This window comes from Xanthomonas hyacinthi (assembly GCF_009769165.1).
In the GTDB taxonomy this organism is placed as follows: domain Bacteria; phylum Pseudomonadota; class Gammaproteobacteria; order Xanthomonadales; family Xanthomonadaceae; genus Xanthomonas_A; species Xanthomonas_A hyacinthi.
Genome location: NZ_CP043476.1, coordinates 4,316,982 through 4,337,529 on the forward strand (window position 1 = coordinate 4,316,982; position 20,548 = coordinate 4,337,529).

Sequence of the window (20,548 nt, forward strand, 5' to 3'; positions counted from 1 at the left end):
GGCGACGCGACTGCGGCAGGCCGCGTCGCCGTGCCCGGGGCCGCACACGGCAAGCCGACGGGCCGTGCCTGGGCGCGTATGGGACGGCATCATCACTCGCTCGCTTATCGGCATACGTTCCCCCGTTCTTGCTTGCCGCACACGTGCCCAGGCACGGCACGACCTATCCCGATCGCATCGAACAGATCCCTAGCGGGCCTGGCTGGACAACGCGATCAGGCGCTCGGCGATCCTGTCCAGCGGCAACACTTCCTGGGCGGCGCCCAGCCGGAATGCGGTGCCAGGCATGCCCCAGACTACGCTGGTGGCCTCGTCCTGCACCAGCGTGCTGGCGCCGGCCTGCAGCATTTCCAGCAGGCCGCGCGCGCCGTCGTCGCCCATACCGGTCAGTACCGCGCCGATCGCGTTGGCGCCGGCGTTGCGCGCCACCGACTGGAACAGCACGTCCACCGCCGGCTTGTGCCGGTTGACCGGCGGGCCGTCGTCGATCTTGCAGCGCCAGCGCGCACCGTCGCGGACCACCTGCAGGTGCTTGCCGCCGGGCGGCAGGTAGGCGTGGCCGGGCAGGATCGCTTCACCTTCGCTGGCCTCGCGCACCGCCATCGCCGAGTGCCGGTTGAGGCGGTCGGCGAAGGCGGCGCTGAAGCCGGCGGGCAGGTGCTGGGTCATGACCACCGCCGGCGCATCGGCCGGCATGCCTTCCAGCACCACGCGCAGCGCTTCGGTGCCGCCGGCGGAGGCGCCGATCGCGATCAGCCGGTCGGTGGTGCGGAACTTCAGCGTGGACACGGCGCTGGGCGCCACGGCGTTGCCGGCTGGCCGCGCCGCGGCCGGGCGGTCGAGCGCGCGGACCTTGGCCGTGGCCGCGGCCTTGACCTTGCCGATGATTTCCTCGGCGTACTCCTCCAGGCCGCGCGCCACGTCGAGCTTGGGCTTGGAGATGAAATCGACCGCGCCCAGCGCCAGCGCCTGCAGCGTGGTGTCGGCGCCGCGCTCGGTCAGCGAGGAGATCATCACCACCGGCGTGGGCCGCAGCCGCATCAGGTTTTCCAGGAATGCCAGGCCGTCCATGCGCGGCATTTCCACGTCCAGGGTGATCACGTCCGGATTGAGCCGCTTGATCTTCTCGCGGGCCAGGATCGGGTCGGCGGCCGAGCCGACGACTTCGATGCCGGGCGCGCGCGACAGGATCTCGGTCAACATCTGCCGCACGACTGCGGAATCGTCGACGATCAGCACGCGACAGGGGATTTCTGAGGTCATTCGAACAACTCCACGGCGCCGGTGACCGGCGCTTTGGCAAGGCGGGCACGCACCGCCGATTCGGCGGCGGCGACTTCGGCTTCCTCGTGCGCATGCGGCAGGCGCTGCACGACCACGCGGCCGCTGGCGGGGAAGAACCAGATCTTGCGCGGATGGATGCCGCGCAGGTCCTCGGCCAGCACCGGGATGTGTTCGGCCTTCAGATACTGCAGCACGAACTCGGCATTGCGGGTGCCGACCGGATTGCTGGTGAAGCCCCTGAGCACGTTGCCGCCGCCGAACACCTTGGCTTCCAGGCGGCCGCGGCTGGCGCCGCGCTTGAGCAGGTCGTTGATCAGCACTTCCATCGCATAGCTGCCGTAGCGCGCCGGTGCGCCGTCGCCGGCCTGTCCGTCGGGCAGCATGAAGTGGTTCATGCCGCCGATCTTCAGCAGCGGGTCGCGGATGCAGGCGGCCACGCAGGAGCCGAGGATGGTGGTCAGCGCGGTGTCGTCGTCCACCACCAGGTATTGGGTCGGCAGCAGCTTGGCCGCGATCGTCTGGAAGCGGGTGTCGTGGTAGCGCATCACCTGGTCGGCGACCATGGCGGCGGCGCTCATGCGCGTGCCTTGGCGGCGCGACGGTACAGGGTGCGGCCGCAGGGCTGGATCAGGTCGGCCGCATGCAGGTAGTTCTCCGAATGGCCGGTGTAGAGCATGCCTTGGTCGTCCAGGTGCGGGATCAGCCGCGACAGGATGCCACGTTGGGTCGGCTTGTCGAAATAAATCATCACGTTGCGGCAGAACAGCGCCAGGTACGGGCCGCTGACCTCGTAGCGCGGTTCCAGCAGGTTCAACTGGCGGAACTCGAGCAGCTCGCGCAGCGCCGGCAGCACCCGGCACTGGCCCTCGTTGGCGCCGCTGCCGCGCTGGAAGTACTTGCGCTTCAGCGCCGGGTCCAGGCTGGCGATGCGATCGACCGCGTACACGCCGCGCGCGGCGGTCGCCAGCACCTGCGTGTCCACGTCGGTGGCCAGGATCCGCACCGGCGGGGTCAGCGTGCCGAACGCCTCGCAGGCGGTGATCGCCAGCGAGTAGGGCTCCTCGCCGGTGGAGGCGGCGCACGACCAGATCTTCAGCGGCGCCGAGGCGGCGTGCTTGTGCAGCTCCTCGCGCAGGCGTTCGAAGTGGTGCGGCTCGCGGAAGAACGAGGTCAGGTTGGTGGTCAGCGCATTGGTGAACGCTTCCCACTCGTCGCCGCCGTCGCGCTCCAGCCAGTCCAGGTAGTCGCGGAACGAGCGCAGGCCCAGCGTGCGCAGGCGCCGCGACAGGCGGCCGTAGACCATGTCGCGCTTGGCCGGGGCCAGGGCGATGCCTGCCTTCTGGTAGATCAGGTCGCAGACCCGCTTGAAATCGCGATCGCCGAATTCGAAGTCGCGGTTGTCGGAACCGGGATGGGGCAGGGAAGACGTTGGAGTGGCCATGGCTCGCAGCGGTGATCGGTCTATCGGTTTATCGGCCGGCGCCGAGCGAAATTGACGCCGGAACAAGGCGCGGCCTGCGCCGCCGCCGCTGCAGTCAGAACTCCTGCCACTGGTCTTCGGCGGCGGCCGCGCGCGCGCTGCCGCCCATGCTGCGGATGCGCGCAGGCGGCCGCGCGGCGGTCGCCGCCGGCCGTGCCTTGGCCTGGGCACGCGGGACGGGTGCTGCGCCAGGCGCGGCGTGCGCCGCCGGTGTGCTGGCGTGCGGGTCCAGCTTGAACTCGGCGATGGCGGCGCTGAGCTGGCCGGCCTGGGTCTGCAGCGTGCGCGCGGCGGCGGTGGCTTTCTCGACCAGGGCGGCATTCTGCTGGGTCGCCTCGTCCATTTGGGTGATGGTCTGGTTGACCTGCTCGATGCCCAGCGACTGCTCCTGCGAGGCGGCGGAGATCTCGCCCATGATGTCGGTCACGCGCTGCACCGAGGACACGATCTCGGCCATGGTCCGGCCGGCCTGGCGGACCAGCGTCGAACCGTCGCCGACCTGGCTGACCGAGGTGTCGATCAGGCTCTTGATTTCCTTGGCGGCGCCGGCCGAGCGCTGCGCCAGCGTGCGCACCTCGCTGGCGACCACGGCGAAGCCGCGGCCCTGTTCGCCGGCCCGCGCGGCCTCCACCGCGGCGTTGAGCGCCAGGATGTTGGTCTGGAAGGCGATGCTGTCGATCACCGAAATGATGTCGGCGATCTTCCTGGAGGAGGTCTCGATGCCGCTCATCGTGGCCACCACCTGGCCGACCACCTCGCCGCCCTGCGAGGCGACCGCGGCCGCGCCGACCGCGAGCTGGTTGGCCTGGCGCGCATGCTCGGCATTCTGCTTGACCGTGGAGGTCAGTTCTTCCATCGAGGCGGCGGTCTCCTCCAGGCTGGCCGCCTGCTGCTCGGTGCGCCGCGACAAGTCGTCGTTGCCGGCGGCGATCTCCGAGGAGGCGACGTTGATGCTGGCCGCCGCGTGCTGGATGCGGCCGACCATGCCGGCCAGCTGCTCGGCGGTGGCGTTGGCGTCGTCGCGCATGCTGGCGAACACGCCATGGAACTGGCCGTGCATGCGCGCGCTCAGGTCGCCGGCAGCGATGGCCTGCAGCAGCTGCGACAGCTCGCCCAGGGTCAGGTCGCTGACCTGCATCATCGCGTTGAGGTTCTGCACCATCGTGCGGAAGTCGTACTGGAAACGTTCGGCGTCGCCGCGCGCGCTGAAGTCGCCGGCCGCGGCGGCTTCGGCCAGCTGCTTGACCTGCGCGCTCATCGCCATCAGGTTGGCCTTGGCGGTATCCATCGCCTCGGTCAGCACCGCTTTCTCGCCGGGCAGGCGCTCCATGTTCTCGGACAGGTCGCCGACCGCATAGCGCTGGATGATCTGCACCAGGCGCGTCTTCACCGCCACGTGCGAAGCGACCAGATCATTGGTGGCCTTGACCATGTGCCCGTAGTCGCCGGGGAAGGCGGTCGCGTCCATGCGATAGCTGATCGTGCCCTGGTCGTGGCGCTGTGCCATCAGGTTCTGCGCGTCGATCACCGCGCGGATGCGGCTGCGCATGTCCAGCATGTCGCCCATCAGCTGGCCGATCTCGTCGCCGGAGCGCGTGCGCACCGTGCTGTCCAGCTCGCCGCGGGCGATGGCCTGCGACAGCTTGCGTGCCGCATCGAGCTGCCGTGCGATGCCGCGCGCGATCAGCCAGCCGACGCTGGAGGCGGCCGCGATGGCCAGCGCGAGCAGACTCAGGATCAGCAGTTTGGTGCGCGAGAGCTGCGCGTTGATGGTGTCCATTTCCTGGTTCAGCTGCGCCACGTTGTAGTCGGTCAGCGTCACGATCCGTTCGAACAGCTCGCGCCGCAGCGGCCGCGACTGCTTGTCGGAGATGGTCTGCGCGCCGGCGATGTCGCCCGCGCGCAGCGCATCGCCCATCAAGCTGTTGGCGTGCAGGTAGGCGTCCAGTTTTTCCTTGGCCCCGGCATACATTTGCCGCTGCGTCTTCTGCAGCATCACCCGTTCGATGATCACCTGGTTCTTCGCCACTTCCGTGCGCACCTTCTGCATGCGCTTGAAATAGTCGGCCATCGCTTCCGGGTCGTCGGCACGCGCAATCTGCGCCAGTTCGTAGGTACGGAACTCGCCGAGCTGCGCGCGGGCTTCGGCCAGCGCCTGCGTGGCCGGCACCCAATCCAGTTCGATGCGCTTGAGTTCGGCCATCGCCAGGGTGGTGCGCGAATAGGTGAACGCGCCCAGGATCGCGGTCAGCAGCGTGGTCAGGACGAATGCGAAGATCAGCTTGTCGCGGATTTTCAGTTGTTTGAAGAAGTTCATTGACGTTTCATGCTCCCGAAGCGGCGGCGATGACGAGGCGCAGTGGAGGGCTGCGTTCACACGTCGGTAATCCGATATCGACGCTGCGGCGTTCCGCTTGAGATCGCCCACGCGCAGCAGCGCTGCAACTGTGATGCAGGTCCGGTTGCTTGGCCTGCTTGCGGCGCTGCGCTCAGAACTCCGCCCAGTCCGCTTCGGCCACTGCCGCGCGCTTGCCCGCCGTCTGGCGTGGCGCCGGTTTGGCCGCGGCCGCACGCGACAGCGTGCGGGCGGGGGCTTTGGCCGCGGCGCGGACGGGCGCGGTCGCAGCGGGGCTGTCTGCAGCGCCGAGCCGGAACACCGCGGCGGCCTCGCTCAGCCGGCGCGCCTCTTCCTCCAGCGCCCGCGCCGATGCGCTGGCTTCCTCGACCAGGGCAGCGTTCTGCTGGGTGGCTTCGTCCATCTGGGTCACGGTCTGGTTGATCTGTTCGATGCCCGACGACTGTTCCTGCGAGGCCGCGGAGATCTCGCCCATGATGTCGGTCACGCGCTGCACCGAGGACACGATCTCCTGCATGGTCTGGCCGGCGCGATCGACCAGCGCCGAACCCTCGGCGACACGGGTGACCGAGTCGTCGATCAGGCCCTTGATCTCCTTGGCGGCGTTGGCCGAGCGCTGCGCCAGCGTGCGCACCTCGCTGGCGACCACCGCGAAGCCGCGGCCCTGTTCGCCGGCACGCGCCGCCTCCACCGCCGCATTCAAAGCGAGGATATTGGTCTGGAAGGCGATGCCGTCGATCACCGAGATGATGTCGGCGATCTTCCTGGAGGAGGTTTCGATGCCGCTCATCGTGGCCACCACCTGGCCGACCACCTCGCCGCCCTGCGAGGCGACCGCGGCGGCGCCGACCGCGAGCTGGTTGGCCTGGCGCGCATGCTCGGCATTCTGCTTGACCGTGGAGGTCAGTTCTTCCATCGAGGCGGCGGTCTCCTCCAGGCTGGCCGCCTGCTGCTCGGTGCGCCGCGACAGGTCGTCGTTGCCGGTGGCGATTTCGGTGGTGGTGGTGTTGATGCTGAGCGCGACGGCCTGGATGCGGCCGACGACGTCGGCGAGTTGGTCGGCGGTGGCATTGGCGTCGTCGCGCATGCTGGCGAACACGCCGTGGAACTCGCCGTGCATGCGCGCGCTCAGGTCGCCGGCGGCGATGGCCTGCAGCAGCGTGGAGAGCTTGCCCAGGTTGACGTCGCTGGCCTGCATCATCGCGTTGAGGCCCTGCACCATCAGCCGGAAATCGTGCTGGAAGTGCTCCGCGTCGCCGCGCGCGCTGAAGTCGCCGGCGGCCGCGGCGGCGGCCATGCGCTTGATCTCGGTGTTGATCGCCAGCAGGCTGGCCTTGGCCGCGTCCATGATCTGGTGCAGGATGGCGCGGCTGCCGGGCAGGCGCCTGGCATCGCGGCGCAGGTCGCCATTGGCGTATTCTGCCAGGACCTGCATCGCATCGCCGATCGAGTCCAGGTGTTCGAAGAGCATGGTGTTGATGCGCTTCGCCAGCTCGCCGTATACCCCGGGAAAATCTTCCGGCATGTGATGGGAAACGTCCTCTCCGGCATGCAGCTCGGCCATTTTCTCGGTCTCGCTGGAGAAGCGCTTCAGCATCTGGATCATCTCGCCGGTGGCGCGCAGCATCTGCCCGGTCTCGTCGCGGCCGGAGTTGTCGATGCGCACGCTCAGGTCGCCGCGCGACACCGCGCGGATCGCCTGCAGGGTGCGCGCGACCGGCACCAGCACCGAGCTGCCGATCAGCCAGTTGATGCCGAAGGTGATCAGCATCAGGATGCCGCCGGCGAGGGTCATCACGCCGGTGAACAGCAGCGCCTGCGCCTGCACGTCGTCCATGTACACGCCGGTGCCGATGACCCAGTTCCAGGGTTTGAACGGGGCGTTGTAGGACACCTTCTCGACCGGCTTGTCGTTGCCGGGCCTGGGCCACAGATAGTCCACATAGCCGCCGCCGGCCGCGGCCGCCGCGGCGAACTGGCGGAAGATCGGCTTGCCGTCGGCGCTCAGCACGCTGCCGATGTCCTTGCCGACCAGGTCGTGGCGGGTCGGGTGCATCAGCATGGCCGGATGCATGTCGTGCACGTAGAAATAGTCCACGCCGCCGCGGGCGCGCATCGACTCCAGCGTGGCCAGCGCGGTGCGCTGCGCCTCGGCCAGCGGCATCTGCCCGGCATCGGCCTTGGCGGCATAGGCGTGCACCACGCCCAGCGCCAGTTCGATCTGGCTCTTCAGCGCCTGCTCGCGGGTGTTGCGGATGTCCACGTATTGCATGCGTGCGGCGATGATCGCCAGCAGGATGATGCCGCCACCCAGCAGCAGGGTCTGCAAGACAAACTTGCGGCGCAGCGGCAGGTCCGACAGGCGTGCGAGAAGCGACGTGTGCGACATGGTGGAAGCCTTCGAGTGATCTCGAAAGTCATAGCGGCGCAGCGATAGCAAAGTTGAGTCATGCGCCGTTGCGGCCCTGAACGCGTACGGCCTGGACCGCGCCATCGGACACGCCACGGCCCAGCCAGCGGCAAAAAAATCCCCGGCGCGGGGCCGGGGATCCGGGAACAACGGCAGCCGGGTGGCGCTGGGTCAGAACTCCTGCCAGTCCGAGTCGGCCAGGGCCGGTTCGGACTTCTTGGCGCGCGCGGCCGGAGCCGGCTTGCTCGGTGCCACCGCGACCGGCTTCTTCGCCACCGGGCGGATCCGATGTACCTGCGCCGCGATCGGCGCATCGGCCTGCGACCGCTCCACGCGGAAGATCGACACGGCCTCGGTCAGCTGCCCGGCCTGTTCTTCCATCGCGCGCGCCGCGGCGGTGGCTTCCTCGACCAGCGCGGCGTTCTGCTGGGTGGTCTCGTCCATCTGGGTGACGGTCTGGTTGACCTGCTCGATGCCGGCCGACTGCTCCTGCGAGGCGGCCGCGATCTCGCCCATGATGTCGGTCACGCGCTGCACCGAGGACACGATCTCGGTCATGGTCTGGCCGGCCTGGCGCACCAGCGCCGAACCGGTAGCGACCTGCGACACCGACGCGTCGATCAAGCCCTTGATCTCCTTGGCGGCGCCGGCCGAGCGCTGCGCCAGCGTGCGCACCTCGCTGGCGACCACGGCGAAGCCGCGGCCCTGTTCGCCGGCGCGCGCGGCTTCCACCGCGGCGTTGAGCGCCAGGATGTTGGTCTGGAAGGCGATGCCGTCGATCACCGAGATGATGTCGGCGATCTTCTTGGAGGAGGTCTCGATGCCGCTCATCGTGGTCACCACCTGGCCGACCACGTCGCCGCCTTGCGAGGCGACCGACGCGGCGCCGACCGCGAGCTGGTTGGCCTGGCGCGCGTGCTCGGCGTTCTGGCGCACGGTGGAGGTCAGTTCCTCCATCGAGGCAGCGGTCTCTTCCAGGTTCGCCGCCTGCTGCTCGGTGCGTCGCGACAGGTCGTCGTTGCCGGCAGCGATCTCGCCGGCGGCGGCGTTGATGCTGACCGCGGCGGTCTGGATGCGGCCGACGATGCCGGCCAGCTGCTCGGCGGTGGCGTTGGCATCGTCGCGCATGGTCGCGAACACGCCATCGAATTCGCCATGCATGCGCGCGGTCAGGTCGCCCTGCGACAGCGCGGTCAGCAGCTTGGAGACGTCGCCGATGCTGTCGCCGTTGGCCTGCAGCAGGCCGTTGAGCTGCTGCGCCAGCTGCAGGAAGAAGCCCTGCTTGCCGTCGGTGGCCACGCGTCCGGACAGGTCGCCGGCGGCGGCGGCCTGCACGATCTTGGCCACTTCCGCTTCGACCTGGGCCTCGAGGGTGCGATCGCGCGATTCGCAGACGAAGCCGACATGGCTGCCGTGCGCGTCGCGGATGCTGGAGAGGATCTGGGCGATGCGGACATGGCCGTAGGCCATCTCGCGCTCGGCGAGGCCTTGCGTCTCGATCATGGCCGCGATCCGGGTATCGATCTGATTGCCGTATTCCAGCACCGACAGCGAGGAACCGACCAGCGGCATGCGCGAGTCGAACGCCGGGGCGACGTTGTGGATCTGCTCGGCGTACCTGTCGACGATGCCCTGCATCGACGGGTTCGCGTAGACGATGGTGTGTTCCAGGTCGGCGATGTACATGCCGGTGGAGGAATTGTCCAGCGCGGTGCGGATGCGCAGGTTTTCGGCCGCCACCGCCGCGTCGCGCTCGGTACGCTCGCGCAGGTCCTGCTGCATGCGCTTGAGCGCCTGCATCAACTCGCCGATCTCGTCCTTGCCGTTGGCGTCGATGCGCCCATCGAGCTTGCCGCTGGCGACATCGTTGGCGATCTTGACCGCGCTGCGCACGTTGTTGGCCAGCATGCGTCCGAACAGCCAGGCCAGGCCGACCGCGCCGCCGATGCCGATCAACAGGCACACCACCAGCGTGGCCGAGGCCTTGGTGTAGGTGCTGGTCGCGGCTTTTGCGGCGGCTCCGGCCTGCAGGTTGTTCTGCGCGATCAACGCGATCGTGTCATCCACGACCTTGTTGTGCAGGGTCCGGGTCTCGCCGGTGAAGGTGTCGATCGCATCGTCCTGCAGGTCCAGCTGCACCATCTCGTCGACCGACTTGTAGGAGGCCAGCGCCTTCTTCCAGTCGGCGACGGTGCGCTCGTAGATTTTCCGTTCCTGGACGGTGCTGATCATCGACGGATACCTGGCGATGATCTCGTCCATCTGCTTGTTCAGCGCAAGCTTGCGCGTCTCGGCGTCTTTCTTGATCGCATCGCTGCTGCGGATCAGGCTCTGATAGGCCGCGCTGCGGTACTCGCCCAGGATGCCGCGGATCTCGCCGCCGGCGTGGACGCTGGGAATGGTCCGGTTGGAGAGGGTATTGGTCACTTCATCGAGGGAATTCAGGCCCGAATGCGCGGCCAGTCCCTGAATCAGCATCAGTGCCAATACCAGGCCGAACGCCAGCATCAGCTTCGGCATCAGTTTCAGATTCTTTATCCACTGCATGATCGCATTTCCCCTTGGTTCGGCAACGGCGGCGAAGCACCGGAAAAACAAAAGCGCCGCCACGCCGGAAGCGCGCAGGCTCCGGCACGGCGACGCTTGGTCTTACTTGATCGTGGCCAGCTTCAGGCTGGACGGCGCGCTGACCTGGATCTCGGCACGCGAGCTGTCGCGTTCGATCTTGCCGATCACGCACACGTCCTTGCCTTCCAGGGTCTCCGGGGGGAAGCCGAACTTGCCGCGGTCGGCGCCGGCGATGCGCGCGGAGAAGGTGTGGCGCGGAAACATGCCGCCCATGTACAGGAAGGTCGGCTCGCCTTCGGAGTTCTGCGCGTACTTGGCCTTCTCGACCTTGCCGCAGACCATGCCGTCCTTGCCGACGAAGCGGGCTGCCATCTCCGGCGGGATCATCTGCTGCGACTGGGCGAAGGCGCTCGGGCTGGCGGCAAGCAGCAGGACCAGCAGCAGGGGGAAGTTCGGTTTCATGGGGGAAACTCCGTGACGGGGGGCGAATGGGTCGGCCGCAACTGGATCGGGCCACCTATCAGCTATCGGCGTGGTAGCCGCAAACTTAACCGGCACAAGTGATAAGCAGTTCGCATTTCCGAAAAAAACCCGCCGATAAGCGGCGGGTCGGGAGTGCGTGCGGCGCGGCGCCGCGAGCCGCTCAGGCGGCTTCGTCGACGTGCGCGTGCGGGCTCAGGTCGGCGCTGTCGAGCAGGGTCTCGATGTCCAGCAGGATCAGCATCTTGTCGTCCTGGGTGCCGATGCCGGAGATGAAGCGGGTGTCCACCGCGGCGCCGAATTCGGGCGTCGGCCGGATCTGCTCGGCGTTCAACGGGATCACGTCGGAGACGCTGTCCACGACGATGCCGACCACGCGGTCCTCGACGTTGAGCACGATCATCACGGTGAAGGCGTCGTAGCGCGCTTCCTTCAGGCGCAGCTTCAGGCGCAGGTCGATCACCGGCACGATGGTGCCGCGCAGGTTGATCACGCCCTTGATGTATTCCGGGGCGTCCGGGACCCGGGTGACCGAGTCGTAGCCGCGGATCTCCTGCACCTTCAGGATATCGACGCCGTAATGCTCTTCGCCGAGGGTGAAGCTGAGGAATTCGCCGCCGGTGGCACCGGAGGCGGAGGTGTTCTTGTCGTTCATCGTGTGCTCCTGGTGCGCACGGGATTGCGGAGGGATGGCGGGAAAGGGAAAGCGCGGCTCATGCACTAGATCGGCGTGCGGGCGCAGAACTTTAGCGGCCTGGCGATCGCCGCGGCCGGCCTCACGACAGCACGCCGCTCTTGCGCGCGCTGCGCTGGCGCTCGATGCGGAAGATGTAGCGCTGGATCGCCGCGTCGGCGCCGCGCGGCAGGTCGGCGAAGCGCAGCCCCACCCGCAGCGCATCCTGGCCGTTGGCCAGCTTGTGCGGATACATGTTGCAGACCTGCAGGGTCAGCCGGATGGCATCGGCGTCGGGCAGCTGCAGCACGCAGCCCGGGTAGCTTTGCCGGTTCTCCGGCAGCGGCTGGCCGGGCAGCAGCGCCACCGCCAGGCCGCCGCCGCTGAGGTCGAGGACCCGCAGCACCAGCTCGGTGGGCGGGCTGGCATCGTCCAGCCGCAGCACGCACATCGGCGATTCGGTGATCGGCGTCTCCAAGCGGAAGTGCTCGCGGCGCTGCAGGTAGTACAGCGAATCGGGCAGCGGCGCGCGGAAGCCGGGCGCGTCGCCATGCGCGACCCGTTCCAGGCCGGCGATGCGGAAGCGCAGGCGGACCTTGTCCAGCTGCGCGAAACACAACAGGTACTCGGCCTGCTCGGCGGAGCGGTTGTTGGCTTCGTTGGCGCTCAGGTCCAGCAGCAGGCTGTCCTGGCCCAGCTCCAGCAGCGCGGTCGAGAACGACTGGTCGCGGCCGCCCACATGCGCGCTGATCTGCGAGCGCTGGTTGATCAGCGACCGCAGCAGCTGCCGGATCTGGCGCGGGTTGGTCAGCAGGAAGCGGTCGTCCTGTTCCGTCGCCTCGTGCGCAGACGGTTCGGGGAAGTCGCGGGGAGTGCCTTCGGCCATGGGTGGGCAACAGGGATGATGGTTGGGGCGGGGCGGGGCGGGGCGGCGCATTCCGCCCGTCCCACGATCCTATCGGCCGTGTTCGGCTTTTTTGTAGCCTGGATGCAAGGTGGCGACGTTGCCCGCGGCGCCGGCCGGCGGACGCTGCACCAGCGTGAACGAGGCCACCGCCTGCGCCAGCTCACCGGCCTGGCTTTCCATCGAGCGCGCACTGGCGGTGGCTTGCTCGACCAGCGCGGCGTTCTGCTGGGTCGCCTCGTCCATCTGGGTCACGGTGCGGTTGACCTGCTCGATGCCGGCCGACTGCTCCTGCGAGGCGGCGGAGATCTCGCCCATGATGTCGGTGACGCGCTGCACCGAGGACACGATCTCCTGCATGGTCCGTCCGGCGCGATCGACCAGCGCCGAACCGGCGGCGACGCGGCCGACCGACTCGTCGATCAAGCCCTTGATCTCCTTGGCGGCATTGGCCGAACGCTGGGCCAGCGTGCGCACCTCGCTGGCGACCACGGCGAAGCCGCGGCCCTGTTCGCCGGCGCGCGCGGCTTCCACCGCGGCGTTGAGCGCCAGGATGTTGGTCTGGAAGGCGATGCCGTCGATCACCGAGATGATGTCGGCGATGCGCTTGGACGAGGTTTCGATGCCGCTCATCGTGGCCACCACCTGGCCGACCACCTCGCCACCCTGCGAGGCGACCGCGGCGGCGCCGACCGCGAGCTGGTTGGCCTGGCGCGCGTGCTCGGCGTTCTGCTTGACCGTGGAGGTCAGTTCCTCCAGCGAGGCGGCGGTTTCTTCCAGGCTGGCGGCCTGCTGCTCGGTGCGCCGCGACAGGTCGTCGTTGCCGGCGGCGATCTCGCCGGCCGCGCTGTTGATCGAGTCCGATGCGCCCTGGATCTGGCGCACGATCGTCGCCAGTTGCACCGCGGTGGCGTTGGCGTCGTCGCGGATACGCGCGAACACGCCATGCAGATCGCCGTCCATGCGCACGCTGAGGTCGCCCTGCGACAACGCCGACAGCAGCCGGGAAATGCGCGCCAGGCCGTCGGCGTTGTTGTCCAGCAGCGTGTTGAGCTGCTGCGCCAGCAGCAGGAAGAAGCCGTGCTTGCCGTCCAGGCCGATGCGGCTGTCGAGGTCGCCGGCGGCGGCGGCGCGCACGATCTGGGTCACTTCCTCTTCCACCTGGATCTCGTCGGTACGATCGGCCCACTCCACGACGAAGCCCTGGCGCTCGGACGCGTCGCCGACCACCGGATTGATGATCAGGCGCATGCTGCGTCCGCCCACCCGGATCTGCGCGGTGTGCGTGTGCTGCAGCGCTGCCAGCAGCTTGGCCTGGTGCTCGGGGCGCTTGTGGAACACATCGATGCTGCGTCCCAACAGGGCGTTCGCATCGAAGCCGGGAAGCTCGCGGCGCAGGTCGTCCTGTGCGGCCGACAGCATGCGCGCCAGCGGCTTGTTGACGTAGACGATGTTGCGCTCGGCGTCGGCGATCATCACGTTGGCGGTGACGTTCTCCAATGCGGTGCGGATGCGCAGGCTCTCGCGCTGCACCTGCGCCTCCTGTTCGCGGCCGCTCAGCAGCTGCTCGCTGGCCACCACCAGGGTATGCGCGATCGAGCCTTCCGGCAGGGTCAGGTCGCGGATCGAGGCCGGCAGCGGTTGCTGGCGGGCGATGGCGCGCGCCAGCAGCGCCAGCTCGCGCGGCTCATGGCCCACGTCCAGCAGTTGCTTGCGCATCTGCACGGCCATCGCCATCAGGATGCCGGCCTCGACCACGACATAGCCGGCGTGCATGGCCAGGATGCCGATCCCTGCGTCGGCCGCGAACGCCTGCAGCGGCAGGCCGCGATGCTGCAGCCAGAAGAACAGAAGGTGATGGACGGCGATGGCCGCGGCCGCGACCAGGATCGGCCGCCAGTCGCGGTAGTACAGCAGCAATGCGATCAGCACGATCACGCCGAAGTGGATTTCGGTCATGCCGCCGGCCTGCTGGATCAGCACGGCGGCCAGCACCATCAAGCCCAGCGCGACGGTGCAGCGGCTCAGCAGCGTGCCGGGATACAGTTTCACCTGCACGGCGATGATCGCCAGGGTCGGCAGGGTCACCGCCAGCCACGGCGTCCACACGCCCTGGCGCCAGGCGGCGGCGAGGCCGACCATGCCGGCGAATGCGGCCACCGCCAGGAACAGCCGGTCGGCGTCCGCCGCCAGCTTCTGCAGATAGACGTAGCGTTCGTTGCCGACGAGGACGCTGCTCGGAGTGTTCGACGCGCTCATGCAGGTGGTTCCTTATGGGCATGCACAGTGGGTGGGAAGGATCAGCGGCGAGGCATTGCCGGCCGCGAGCAGGCGCGGGATCAGCGCCGCGGCGGGAATCGCATTGCCGCAGGCTTCGATCTGTGCAGGCCCGGCATAGACCAGGCGATCGTCGGCAGCGAAGACGATCAGCGCGTAGGGCAGTGCCGCCGGCGCCGACCGCTGGCGCAGATCGACGCTGCGCAGGCCTGGCAGCGTGGACCCCCGGCCGCCAGGCTTGCAGCCGCATCCGGCCACGCGCAACTGGAACGCCACGGCCTGGCCGCGCGCTGCGGCGGAGGGCGCGAATGCCTGCAACTGCGCACGGATGGCATCGGCGCTGGCGCTGGCCGGTGGTGCGGCCAGGAAGGCCAGGCTGGCCGTCGACCACGCGGCCCACACCGCCAGCAACAGCAGGCCGAGCGGCAGCGGCGACGGCCGCCGCAAGCGGCTCGACGCACCGGTGGAGGCAGCGCGCATTGGCATCGGGCCGATGCGCAAGGCGCTGCGCTCGCCGGCTCTGCTCCTTCCGATCGACGGCACCGGGCGGGGCGTTGCGGGCGAGCGAGTTCGCCATCGGCGGCCGGCCCGGATCAGACGCCGCTCAGCGCATGTCGCGGGACGCTGCGCGATGGCGGCTGCACGATGGACGCCTTCTTGCCGGCGGCGTTGCGAGTGTCGAGCCTGAACACCGCCACGGCGTCGGTGAGCTGCCCGGCCTGTTCCTCCATCGCGCGCGCCGCGGCGGTGGCCTCTTCGACCAGCGCGGCGTTCTGCTGGGTGGTCTCGTCCATCTGGGTCACGGTCTGGTTGACCTGCTCGATGCCGGCGTACTGCTCCTGCGAGGCGGCGGAGATCTCGCCCATGATGTCGGTCACGCGCTGCACCGAGGACACGATCTCGGCCATGGTCTGGCCGGCCTGGCGCACCAGCGCCGAACCGGTAGCGACCTGCGACACCGACGCGTCGATCAGGCCCTTGATCTCCTTGGCGGCGCCGGCCGAGCGCTGCGCCAGCGTGCGCACCTCGCTGGCGACCACGGCGAAGCCGCGGCCCTGTTCGCCGGCACGCGCCGCTTCCACCGCGGCGTTGAGCGCCAGGATGTTGGTCTGGAAGGCGATGCCGTCGATCACCGAGATGATGTCGGCGATGCGCTTGGACGAGGCTTCGATGCCGCTCATCGTGGCCACCACCTGGCCGACCACCTCGCCGCCCTGCGAGGCGACCGCGGCGGCGCCGACCGCCAGCTGGTTGGCCTGGCGCGCGTGCTCGGCATTCTGCTTGACCGTGGAGGTCAGCTCCTCCATCGAGGCGGCGGTTTCTTCCAGGCTGGCGGCCTGCTGCTCGGTGCGCCGCGACAGGTCGTCGTTGCCGGTGGCGATCTCGCTGGCGGCGGCGTTGATGCTGACCGCGGCGGTCTGGATGCGGCCGACGATGCCGGTCAACTGCTCGGTGGTGGCGTTGGCGTCGTCGCGCATGCTGGCGAACACGCCATGGAACTCGCCGTGCATGCGTGCGCTCAGGTCGCCGGCGGCGATGGCCTGCAGCAGCGCGGAGAGCTTGCCGAGGTTGCGGTCGCTGACTTCCATCATCGCGTTGAGGCCCTGCACCATCGCCTGGAAATCGTGCTGGAAGTGCTCCGCGTCGCCGCGCGCGCTGAAGTCGCCGGCGGCGGCCGCGGCGGCCAGGCGCTTGATCTCGGTGTTGATCGCCAGCAGGCTGGCCTTGGCCGCGTCCATCGATGCGTGCAGCACCGCGCGGCTGCCGGGCAGGCGCCGTGCGTCGCGGCGCAGGTCGCCGTTGGCGTATTCGTTGAGGACCGCGATCGCATCGACGATCGCGTCCAGGTGCTCGAACATCATGGTGTTGATGCCCTTGCTCAGCTCGCCGTACACGCCGGGGAAGTCCTGCGGCATGCGGTGGGTCATGTCCTTGTCCGCGTGCAGCTCGATCATCAGTGCGGTCTCGCTGGAGAAGCGCTGCAGCTGCGTCTGCATCCTGTCCATCGCGTTGAGCAGGCGGCCGGGTTCGTCGCGGGCCTGGGTGCCGACGTCGTTGTCCAGGCGGCCGTCGGCGATCGCCTCGGCGGCGCGGATGGCGCGGTGCAGCGGCTGGGTCAGGCTGCGGGTGATCGCCCAGGCCAGCAGGCTGCTGACCACCAGCACCGCAATGCCACCGATGGTCAGCAGCAGCTTGCCGCGATTCATTGCTTGGACCGCAGTGGCGTAGGCGGACTTGGTCTGCTGCTCCTGCAGGGTCACGTTCTCGCGGATCGAGTCCTGCCATGCCAGGGTGGCGGGGCGCGACTTCTCGCTCAGCAACGCTTGCGCTTCGGCATTGCGATTGGCGCCGGCCAGCGCCATCACCTGGTCGTTCAAGCCGCGAGCGGCTTCCCGGCGCCGATCGATTTCTGTGCGCAGCTTCAGCCCAGCCGCCGAGGCCGGCAGGCCGTCGAGTTCTTTGCGCAGATCGCTGTAGCGTTGCCGCTGCTGCTTGATCGTGGCGATGGCCTCGGCGTTGAGTTGCTCCGATGTCACCATCGCATAGGTGCCGAGTGCGATCAGGATGGACGCGTTGGCATCGAGCATGCGATTGCTGATGCGCATCTTCTCCACGTTCACATCGACGATGTCGTCGAGTTGCTTGCGGGCACTGGACATGGCGATCAGCCCGGCCGCGACCAGCAGGCCCGAGAGCAGGATCAGAAGGCCGAAGGCGCCGCCGAGGCGGCGCCCGACGTTGTGGCGTTGCAGGAACGAATTCATGGCGGACCTCTTGGGTTTGCCGAAGGTTGGCTGTCACGTTTCGGTTGGCAACATCCCCGCATGGGGACGATGACGAAAAAGAAACCTGGAGCGGCGAGCTGCGGCGGTAGATAAATGGAACAATAATTCGACGATGCCGCTGTATTGCCGTGCAGGTTCGGTGCCGTCGCCTTCACCATCGGCACGAATGCTGCGTTGCTGCGTGACACCTCGGATGCAGGCGATCCCGACCTTCGGTGCTCTCTTTGCTTAGGCTCAGGAGGCTTGCCATCGGCCATCGATCGCCTTGGCGATGGCATGCGTGCGCGCTTGCGAAGGGCCGTGGCGCGAGGATCCCGAACCGGCGCCATTGCGTGGCGCAACCGCGGAAAGCGCAGGAGCGGTGGCCGACGTGGTCGCCTTGCGGGGACCGTTCTGTTCGAGCCTGAACACCGAAACCGCATCGCTGCGGGTCTCCACCTGCAGCCGGCGGTCGCCGACGGTCAGGCTGGATTCGACGAAGTCGGGGCGATCGGTGGCGATCGGCGCTTGTTCGGCGCGCGCGAGGCTGGCGATGCCGAACAAGGTCAGGCAGCTGGCAAGAACGATAGGCTTCATAACGATTTCCCGTGAACGGTCAACTTGCAGGCACCCATGCATGGCCGCGTTGTCCGCCGACTGGTCGCAAGGTCTGTTTCCACCTGCTGGCGCGTCCCATGACGCAGCCAGCACGCTGTCCCCAACGCTAGCGGCCCGGTCCGCATTTTCTGAAGCCTGTCCGGCCGTTGGCCTGCTGCGGCCGTCGAAAGGACGGCGGCGGCCGCCCGGTCGCGGTTGTGATGCCGCAACATGCTGTGCGCAATGTCATGTGCGCATGCGCAGCCTGCGGTGCTGCGCATGCCGGCCGGCGCGTGCCCGCGGCAGGGCGGGAGCGCGCCGGAGCAGCGGCTAGCGGCTCAGAACTCGTGCCACTGCGCTTCGTTGGCGCTGGTCGGGTTGCCTGGCAGCGCGCGCATGGACAGCTTGCCGCGCTTGGCCGGCGGGCGCCTGGGGTTCGCCTTCGCAGCGGGCGTGGCGAGCGCGACGCCGGGCCTGGCCGCGGCTGCCAGCGTGGTGGAGGCTACCGCCGCGTTGTCGAGCTTGAACACCGCCACCGCCTGGGTGAGCTGGCCGGCCTGTTCTTCCATCGCGCGCGCCGCAGCGCTGGCTTCCTCGACCAGGGCGGCGTTCTGCTGGGTTGCCTCGTCCATCTGGGTCACGGTCTGGTTGACCTGTTCGATACCGGCGTACTGCTCCTGCGAGGCCGCGGAGATCTCGCCCATGATGTCGGTCACGCGCTGCACCGAGGACACGATCTCGGCCATGGTCTGGCCGGCGCGATCGACCAGCGCCGAACCCTCGGCGACGCGGGTCACCGAGTCGTCGATCAGGCCCTTGATCTCCTTGGCGGCGTTGGCCGAGCGCTGCGCCAGCGTGCGCACCTCGCTGGCGACCACCGCGAAGCCGCGGCCCTGTTCGCCGGCACGCGCCGCTTCCACCGCCGCATTCAAAGCGAGGATGTTGGTCTGGAAGGCGATGCCGTCGATCACCGAGATGATGTCGGCGATCTTCCTGGAGGAGGTTTCGATGCCGCTCATCGTGGTCACCACCTGGCCGACCACCTCGCCGCCCTGCGAGGCGACCGCGGCCGCGCCGACCGCGAGCTGGTTGGCCTGGCGCGCATGCTCGGCATTCTGCTTGACCGTGGAGGTCAGCTCCTCCATCGAGGCGGCGGTTTCTTCCAGGCTGGCCGCCTGCTGCTCGGTGCGCCGCGACAGGTCGTCGTTGCCGGCAGCGATCTCGCCAGCGGCGGCGTTGATGCTGAGCGAGGCGGTCTGGATGCGGCCGACGATGCAGGCCAGCTGCTCGGCGGTGGCGTTGGCGTCATCGCGCATGCTGGCGAACACGCCGTGGAACTCGCCATGCATGCGCGCGTTCAGGTCGCCGGCGGCGATGGCCTGCAGCAGCGTGGAGAGCTTGCCCAGGTTGACGTCGCTGGCCTGCATCATCGCGTTGAGGCCCTGCACCATCAGCCGGAAATCGTGCTGGAAGTGCTCGGCGTCGCCGCGCGCGCTGAAGTCGCCGGCGGCCGCGGCGGCGGCCAGGCGCTTGATCTCGGTGTTGATCGCCAGCAGGCTGGCCTTGGCCGTGTCCATGGTCTGGTGCAGCATGGCGCGGCTGCCGGGCAGGCGCCGCGCGTCGCGGCGCAGGTCGCCGTTGGCGTATTCGGCGAGGATCTTCACCGCATCGCCGATCGAGCTCAGGTGTTCGAAGATCACCGTGTTGACGCCCTTGCTCAGTTCGCCGTACACGCCGGGGAAGTCCTCGGGCATGTGGTGGGAGATGTTCTGGCCCGCATGCAGTTGGATCATCAGCGCCATCTCGCCGGAGAACCGCTGCAACTGCGTCTGCATCCGGCACATCGCATTCAACAGGCGGCCGGGTTCGTCGCGGGCCTGGGTGTCGACGTCGTTGTCCAGGCGTCCTTCGGCGATCGCCTCGGCGGCGCGGATGGCGCGGCGCAGCGGCTGGGTCAGGCTGCGGATGATCAGCCAGGCCAGCAGGCTGCTCGCCAGCACCGCGACGATGCCACCGCCGACCAGTATCGCGCGGCCACGATCGGTATGCCGCACCGCGGCGGCATAGGCTTGCTTGCTGAGCGCGTTCTGCAGCGCCACGTTGGCGCGTATCTTGGCCTGCCACGCCAGCATCACCGGCGCCGATTTTTCATGGAACAGCGTCTGCGCCCGGGCATGGTCGCCTGCCTTGACGGCGTCGATCACCGCATCATTCAGCGGTCTTGCCTGGTCCTGCAAGTGCTGGATCTCGCCACGCAGGCGTTTGCCGGCCGCGTCGATCGGCAGCGCGAACAGCTGGTCGCGCTGCTGGTCGTAGTGCGTGCGTTCGGCCTGGATCAGCGCCAGGGTTTTTTCGGCATCGCTGCCGCCGCCTTGCGTCGCATAACCGCCCAGCGCAAACAGGATGGACGCATTCGCATCCAGCATGCCGTGGGACAGATTGATCTTGCGGATGTTGGAGTGGACGATGCCATCCAGTTGCTCGCGTGCGCCGGCCATCGCGACCCATCCGGCGGCGACCAGGATGCCGGAGATCAGGATCAGGAGGCCGAACGCGGCGGACAAGCGGTGGCCGACGCTGTAGCGCTGCAGGAAGGCGGTCATGGCGGTGGACTCCTCGAAGTTTGCTGTTTGCAAGTGACAGAAAAGCGCAATGGCTTTGTTGTATAAATGTGATGCGACGCAAATTTTGTCTACTTGTTAGCGGCCACTCCAGCGAGAGCTTTAATCCGAGCGATAGGTTTCGGGCATCACC

Annotated in this window: 12 protein-coding genes and 2 pseudogenes; all 14 read right to left on the reverse strand. The window is 68.4% G+C overall.

Annotated elements, in window-relative coordinates; translation table 11 throughout:
• Positions 1 to 189: 189 nt before the first annotated feature.
• The gene (locus tag FZ025_RS18960) at positions 190 to 1,263 is read right to left on the reverse strand and encodes a protein-glutamate methylesterase/protein-glutamine glutaminase (protein ID WP_046978140.1); all 1,074 of its coding nucleotides are present in this window, start codon (positions 1,261 to 1,263) and stop codon (positions 190 to 192) included.
• Positions 1,260 to 1,862: a chemoreceptor glutamine deamidase CheD gene (gene cheD, locus FZ025_RS18965; RefSeq protein ID WP_046978141.1), complete on the reverse strand. Its 603-nt coding sequence runs from the start codon at positions 1,860 to 1,862 to the stop codon at positions 1,260 to 1,262. The genes FZ025_RS18960 and cheD overlap by 4 nt, the downstream gene beginning before the upstream one ends.
• A complete protein-coding gene (locus tag FZ025_RS18970; protein ID WP_046978142.1) occupies positions 1,859 to 2,725 on the reverse strand; it encodes a CheR family methyltransferase in 867 nt (288 codons plus the stop codon). Before FZ025_RS18970 ends, cheD begins: the two co-directional genes overlap by 4 nt.
• A 94-nt stretch (positions 2,726 to 2,819) precedes the next feature.
• A complete protein-coding gene (locus FZ025_RS18975) occupies positions 2,820 to 5,081 on the reverse strand; it encodes a methyl-accepting chemotaxis protein (RefSeq protein WP_104558583.1) in 2,262 nt (753 codons plus the stop codon).
• 172 nt (positions 5,082 to 5,253) lie between these two features.
• Positions 5,254 to 7,509: a methyl-accepting chemotaxis protein gene (locus tag FZ025_RS18980; RefSeq protein ID WP_104558582.1), complete on the reverse strand. Its 2,256-nt coding sequence runs from the start codon at positions 7,507 to 7,509 to the stop codon at positions 5,254 to 5,256.
• Positions 7,510 to 7,701: 192 nt separating this feature from the next.
• Positions 7,702 to 10,077 carry a methyl-accepting chemotaxis protein gene (locus tag FZ025_RS18985; protein WP_046980951.1) on the reverse strand — a complete coding sequence of 792 codons (2,376 nt, stop codon included), beginning with the start codon at positions 10,075 to 10,077 and terminating at the stop codon, positions 7,702 to 7,704.
• 102 nt (positions 10,078 to 10,179) lie between these two features.
• Complete coding sequence (locus tag FZ025_RS18990; protein ID WP_046980952.1) at positions 10,180 to 10,560, reverse strand: hypothetical protein; 381 nt, start codon at positions 10,558 to 10,560, stop codon at positions 10,180 to 10,182.
• A gap of 181 nt (positions 10,561 to 10,741) precedes the next feature.
• Entirely contained in the window at positions 10,742 to 11,233 is a 492-nt protein-coding gene (locus FZ025_RS18995; protein ID WP_046980953.1) for a chemotaxis protein CheW, read from the reverse strand.
• A gap of 121 nt (positions 11,234 to 11,354) precedes the next feature.
• On the reverse strand, positions 11,355 to 12,137 hold the full coding sequence (locus FZ025_RS19000) for a flagellar brake protein (RefSeq protein ID WP_046980954.1): 783 nt from the start codon (positions 12,135 to 12,137) through the stop codon (positions 11,355 to 11,357).
• Between the two features lie 69 nt (positions 12,138 to 12,206).
• Entirely contained in the window at positions 12,207 to 14,414 is a 2,208-nt protein-coding gene (locus tag FZ025_RS19005) for a methyl-accepting chemotaxis protein (protein ID WP_104558581.1), read from the reverse strand.
• A 12-nt stretch (positions 14,415 to 14,426) separates the two neighbouring features.
• A complete protein-coding gene (locus tag FZ025_RS19010; RefSeq protein ID WP_244292404.1) occupies positions 14,427 to 14,912 on the reverse strand; it encodes a hypothetical protein in 486 nt (161 codons plus the stop codon).
• Between the two features lie 149 nt (positions 14,913 to 15,061).
• Positions 15,062 to 17,197 (reverse strand): annotated as a pseudogene (locus FZ025_RS19015) (methyl-accepting chemotaxis protein); the annotation flags it as partial.
• Between the two features lie 426 nt (positions 17,198 to 17,623).
• Positions 17,624 to 17,794, reverse strand: a pseudogene (locus FZ025_RS19020) (transporter); the annotation flags it as partial.
• 338 nt (positions 17,795 to 18,132) lie between these two features.
• A complete protein-coding gene (locus tag FZ025_RS19025) occupies positions 18,133 to 20,397 on the reverse strand; it encodes a methyl-accepting chemotaxis protein (protein WP_104558580.1) in 2,265 nt (754 codons plus the stop codon).
• Between the last annotated feature and the right edge of the window lie 151 nt (positions 20,398 to 20,548).

What these genes read in the sequence shown, in the direction of transcription:
- FZ025_RS18960 (WP_046978140.1), bottom strand. Translation starts at nt 1,263, where the DNA reads ATGACCTCAGAAATCCCCTGTCGCGTGCTGATCGTCGACGATTCCGCA.
- FZ025_RS19010 (WP_244292404.1), bottom strand. Translation starts at nt 14,912, where the DNA reads ATGCGCGCTGCCTCCACCGGTGCGTCGAGCCGCTTGCGGCGGCCGTCG.
- FZ025_RS18970 (WP_046978142.1), bottom strand. Translation starts at nt 2,725, where the DNA reads ATGGCCACTCCAACGTCTTCCCTGCCCCATCCCGGTTCCGACAACCGC.
- FZ025_RS18975 (WP_104558583.1), bottom strand. Translation starts at nt 5,081, where the DNA reads ATGAACTTCTTCAAACAACTGAAAATCCGCGACAAGCTGATCTTCGCA.
- FZ025_RS18980 (WP_104558582.1), bottom strand. Translation starts at nt 7,509, where the DNA reads ATGTCGCACACGTCGCTTCTCGCACGCCTGTCGGACCTGCCGCTGCGC.
- FZ025_RS18985 (WP_046980951.1), bottom strand. Translation starts at nt 10,077, where the DNA reads ATGCAGTGGATAAAGAATCTGAAACTGATGCCGAAGCTGATGCTGGCG.
- FZ025_RS19000 (WP_046980954.1), bottom strand. Translation starts at nt 12,137, where the DNA reads ATGGCCGAAGGCACTCCCCGCGACTTCCCCGAACCGTCTGCGCACGAG.
- FZ025_RS18990 (WP_046980952.1), bottom strand. Translation starts at nt 10,560, where the DNA reads ATGAAACCGAACTTCCCCCTGCTGCTGGTCCTGCTGCTTGCCGCCAGC.
- FZ025_RS18995 (WP_046980953.1), bottom strand. Translation starts at nt 11,233, where the DNA reads ATGAACGACAAGAACACCTCCGCCTCCGGTGCCACCGGCGGCGAATTC.
- FZ025_RS19005 (WP_104558581.1), bottom strand. Translation starts at nt 14,414, where the DNA reads ATGAGCGCGTCGAACACTCCGAGCAGCGTCCTCGTCGGCAACGAACGC.
- FZ025_RS19025 (WP_104558580.1), bottom strand. Translation starts at nt 20,397, where the DNA reads ATGACCGCCTTCCTGCAGCGCTACAGCGTCGGCCACCGCTTGTCCGCC.
- cheD (WP_046978141.1), bottom strand. Translation starts at nt 1,862, where the DNA reads ATGAGCGCCGCCGCCATGGTCGCCGACCAGGTGATGCGCTACCACGAC.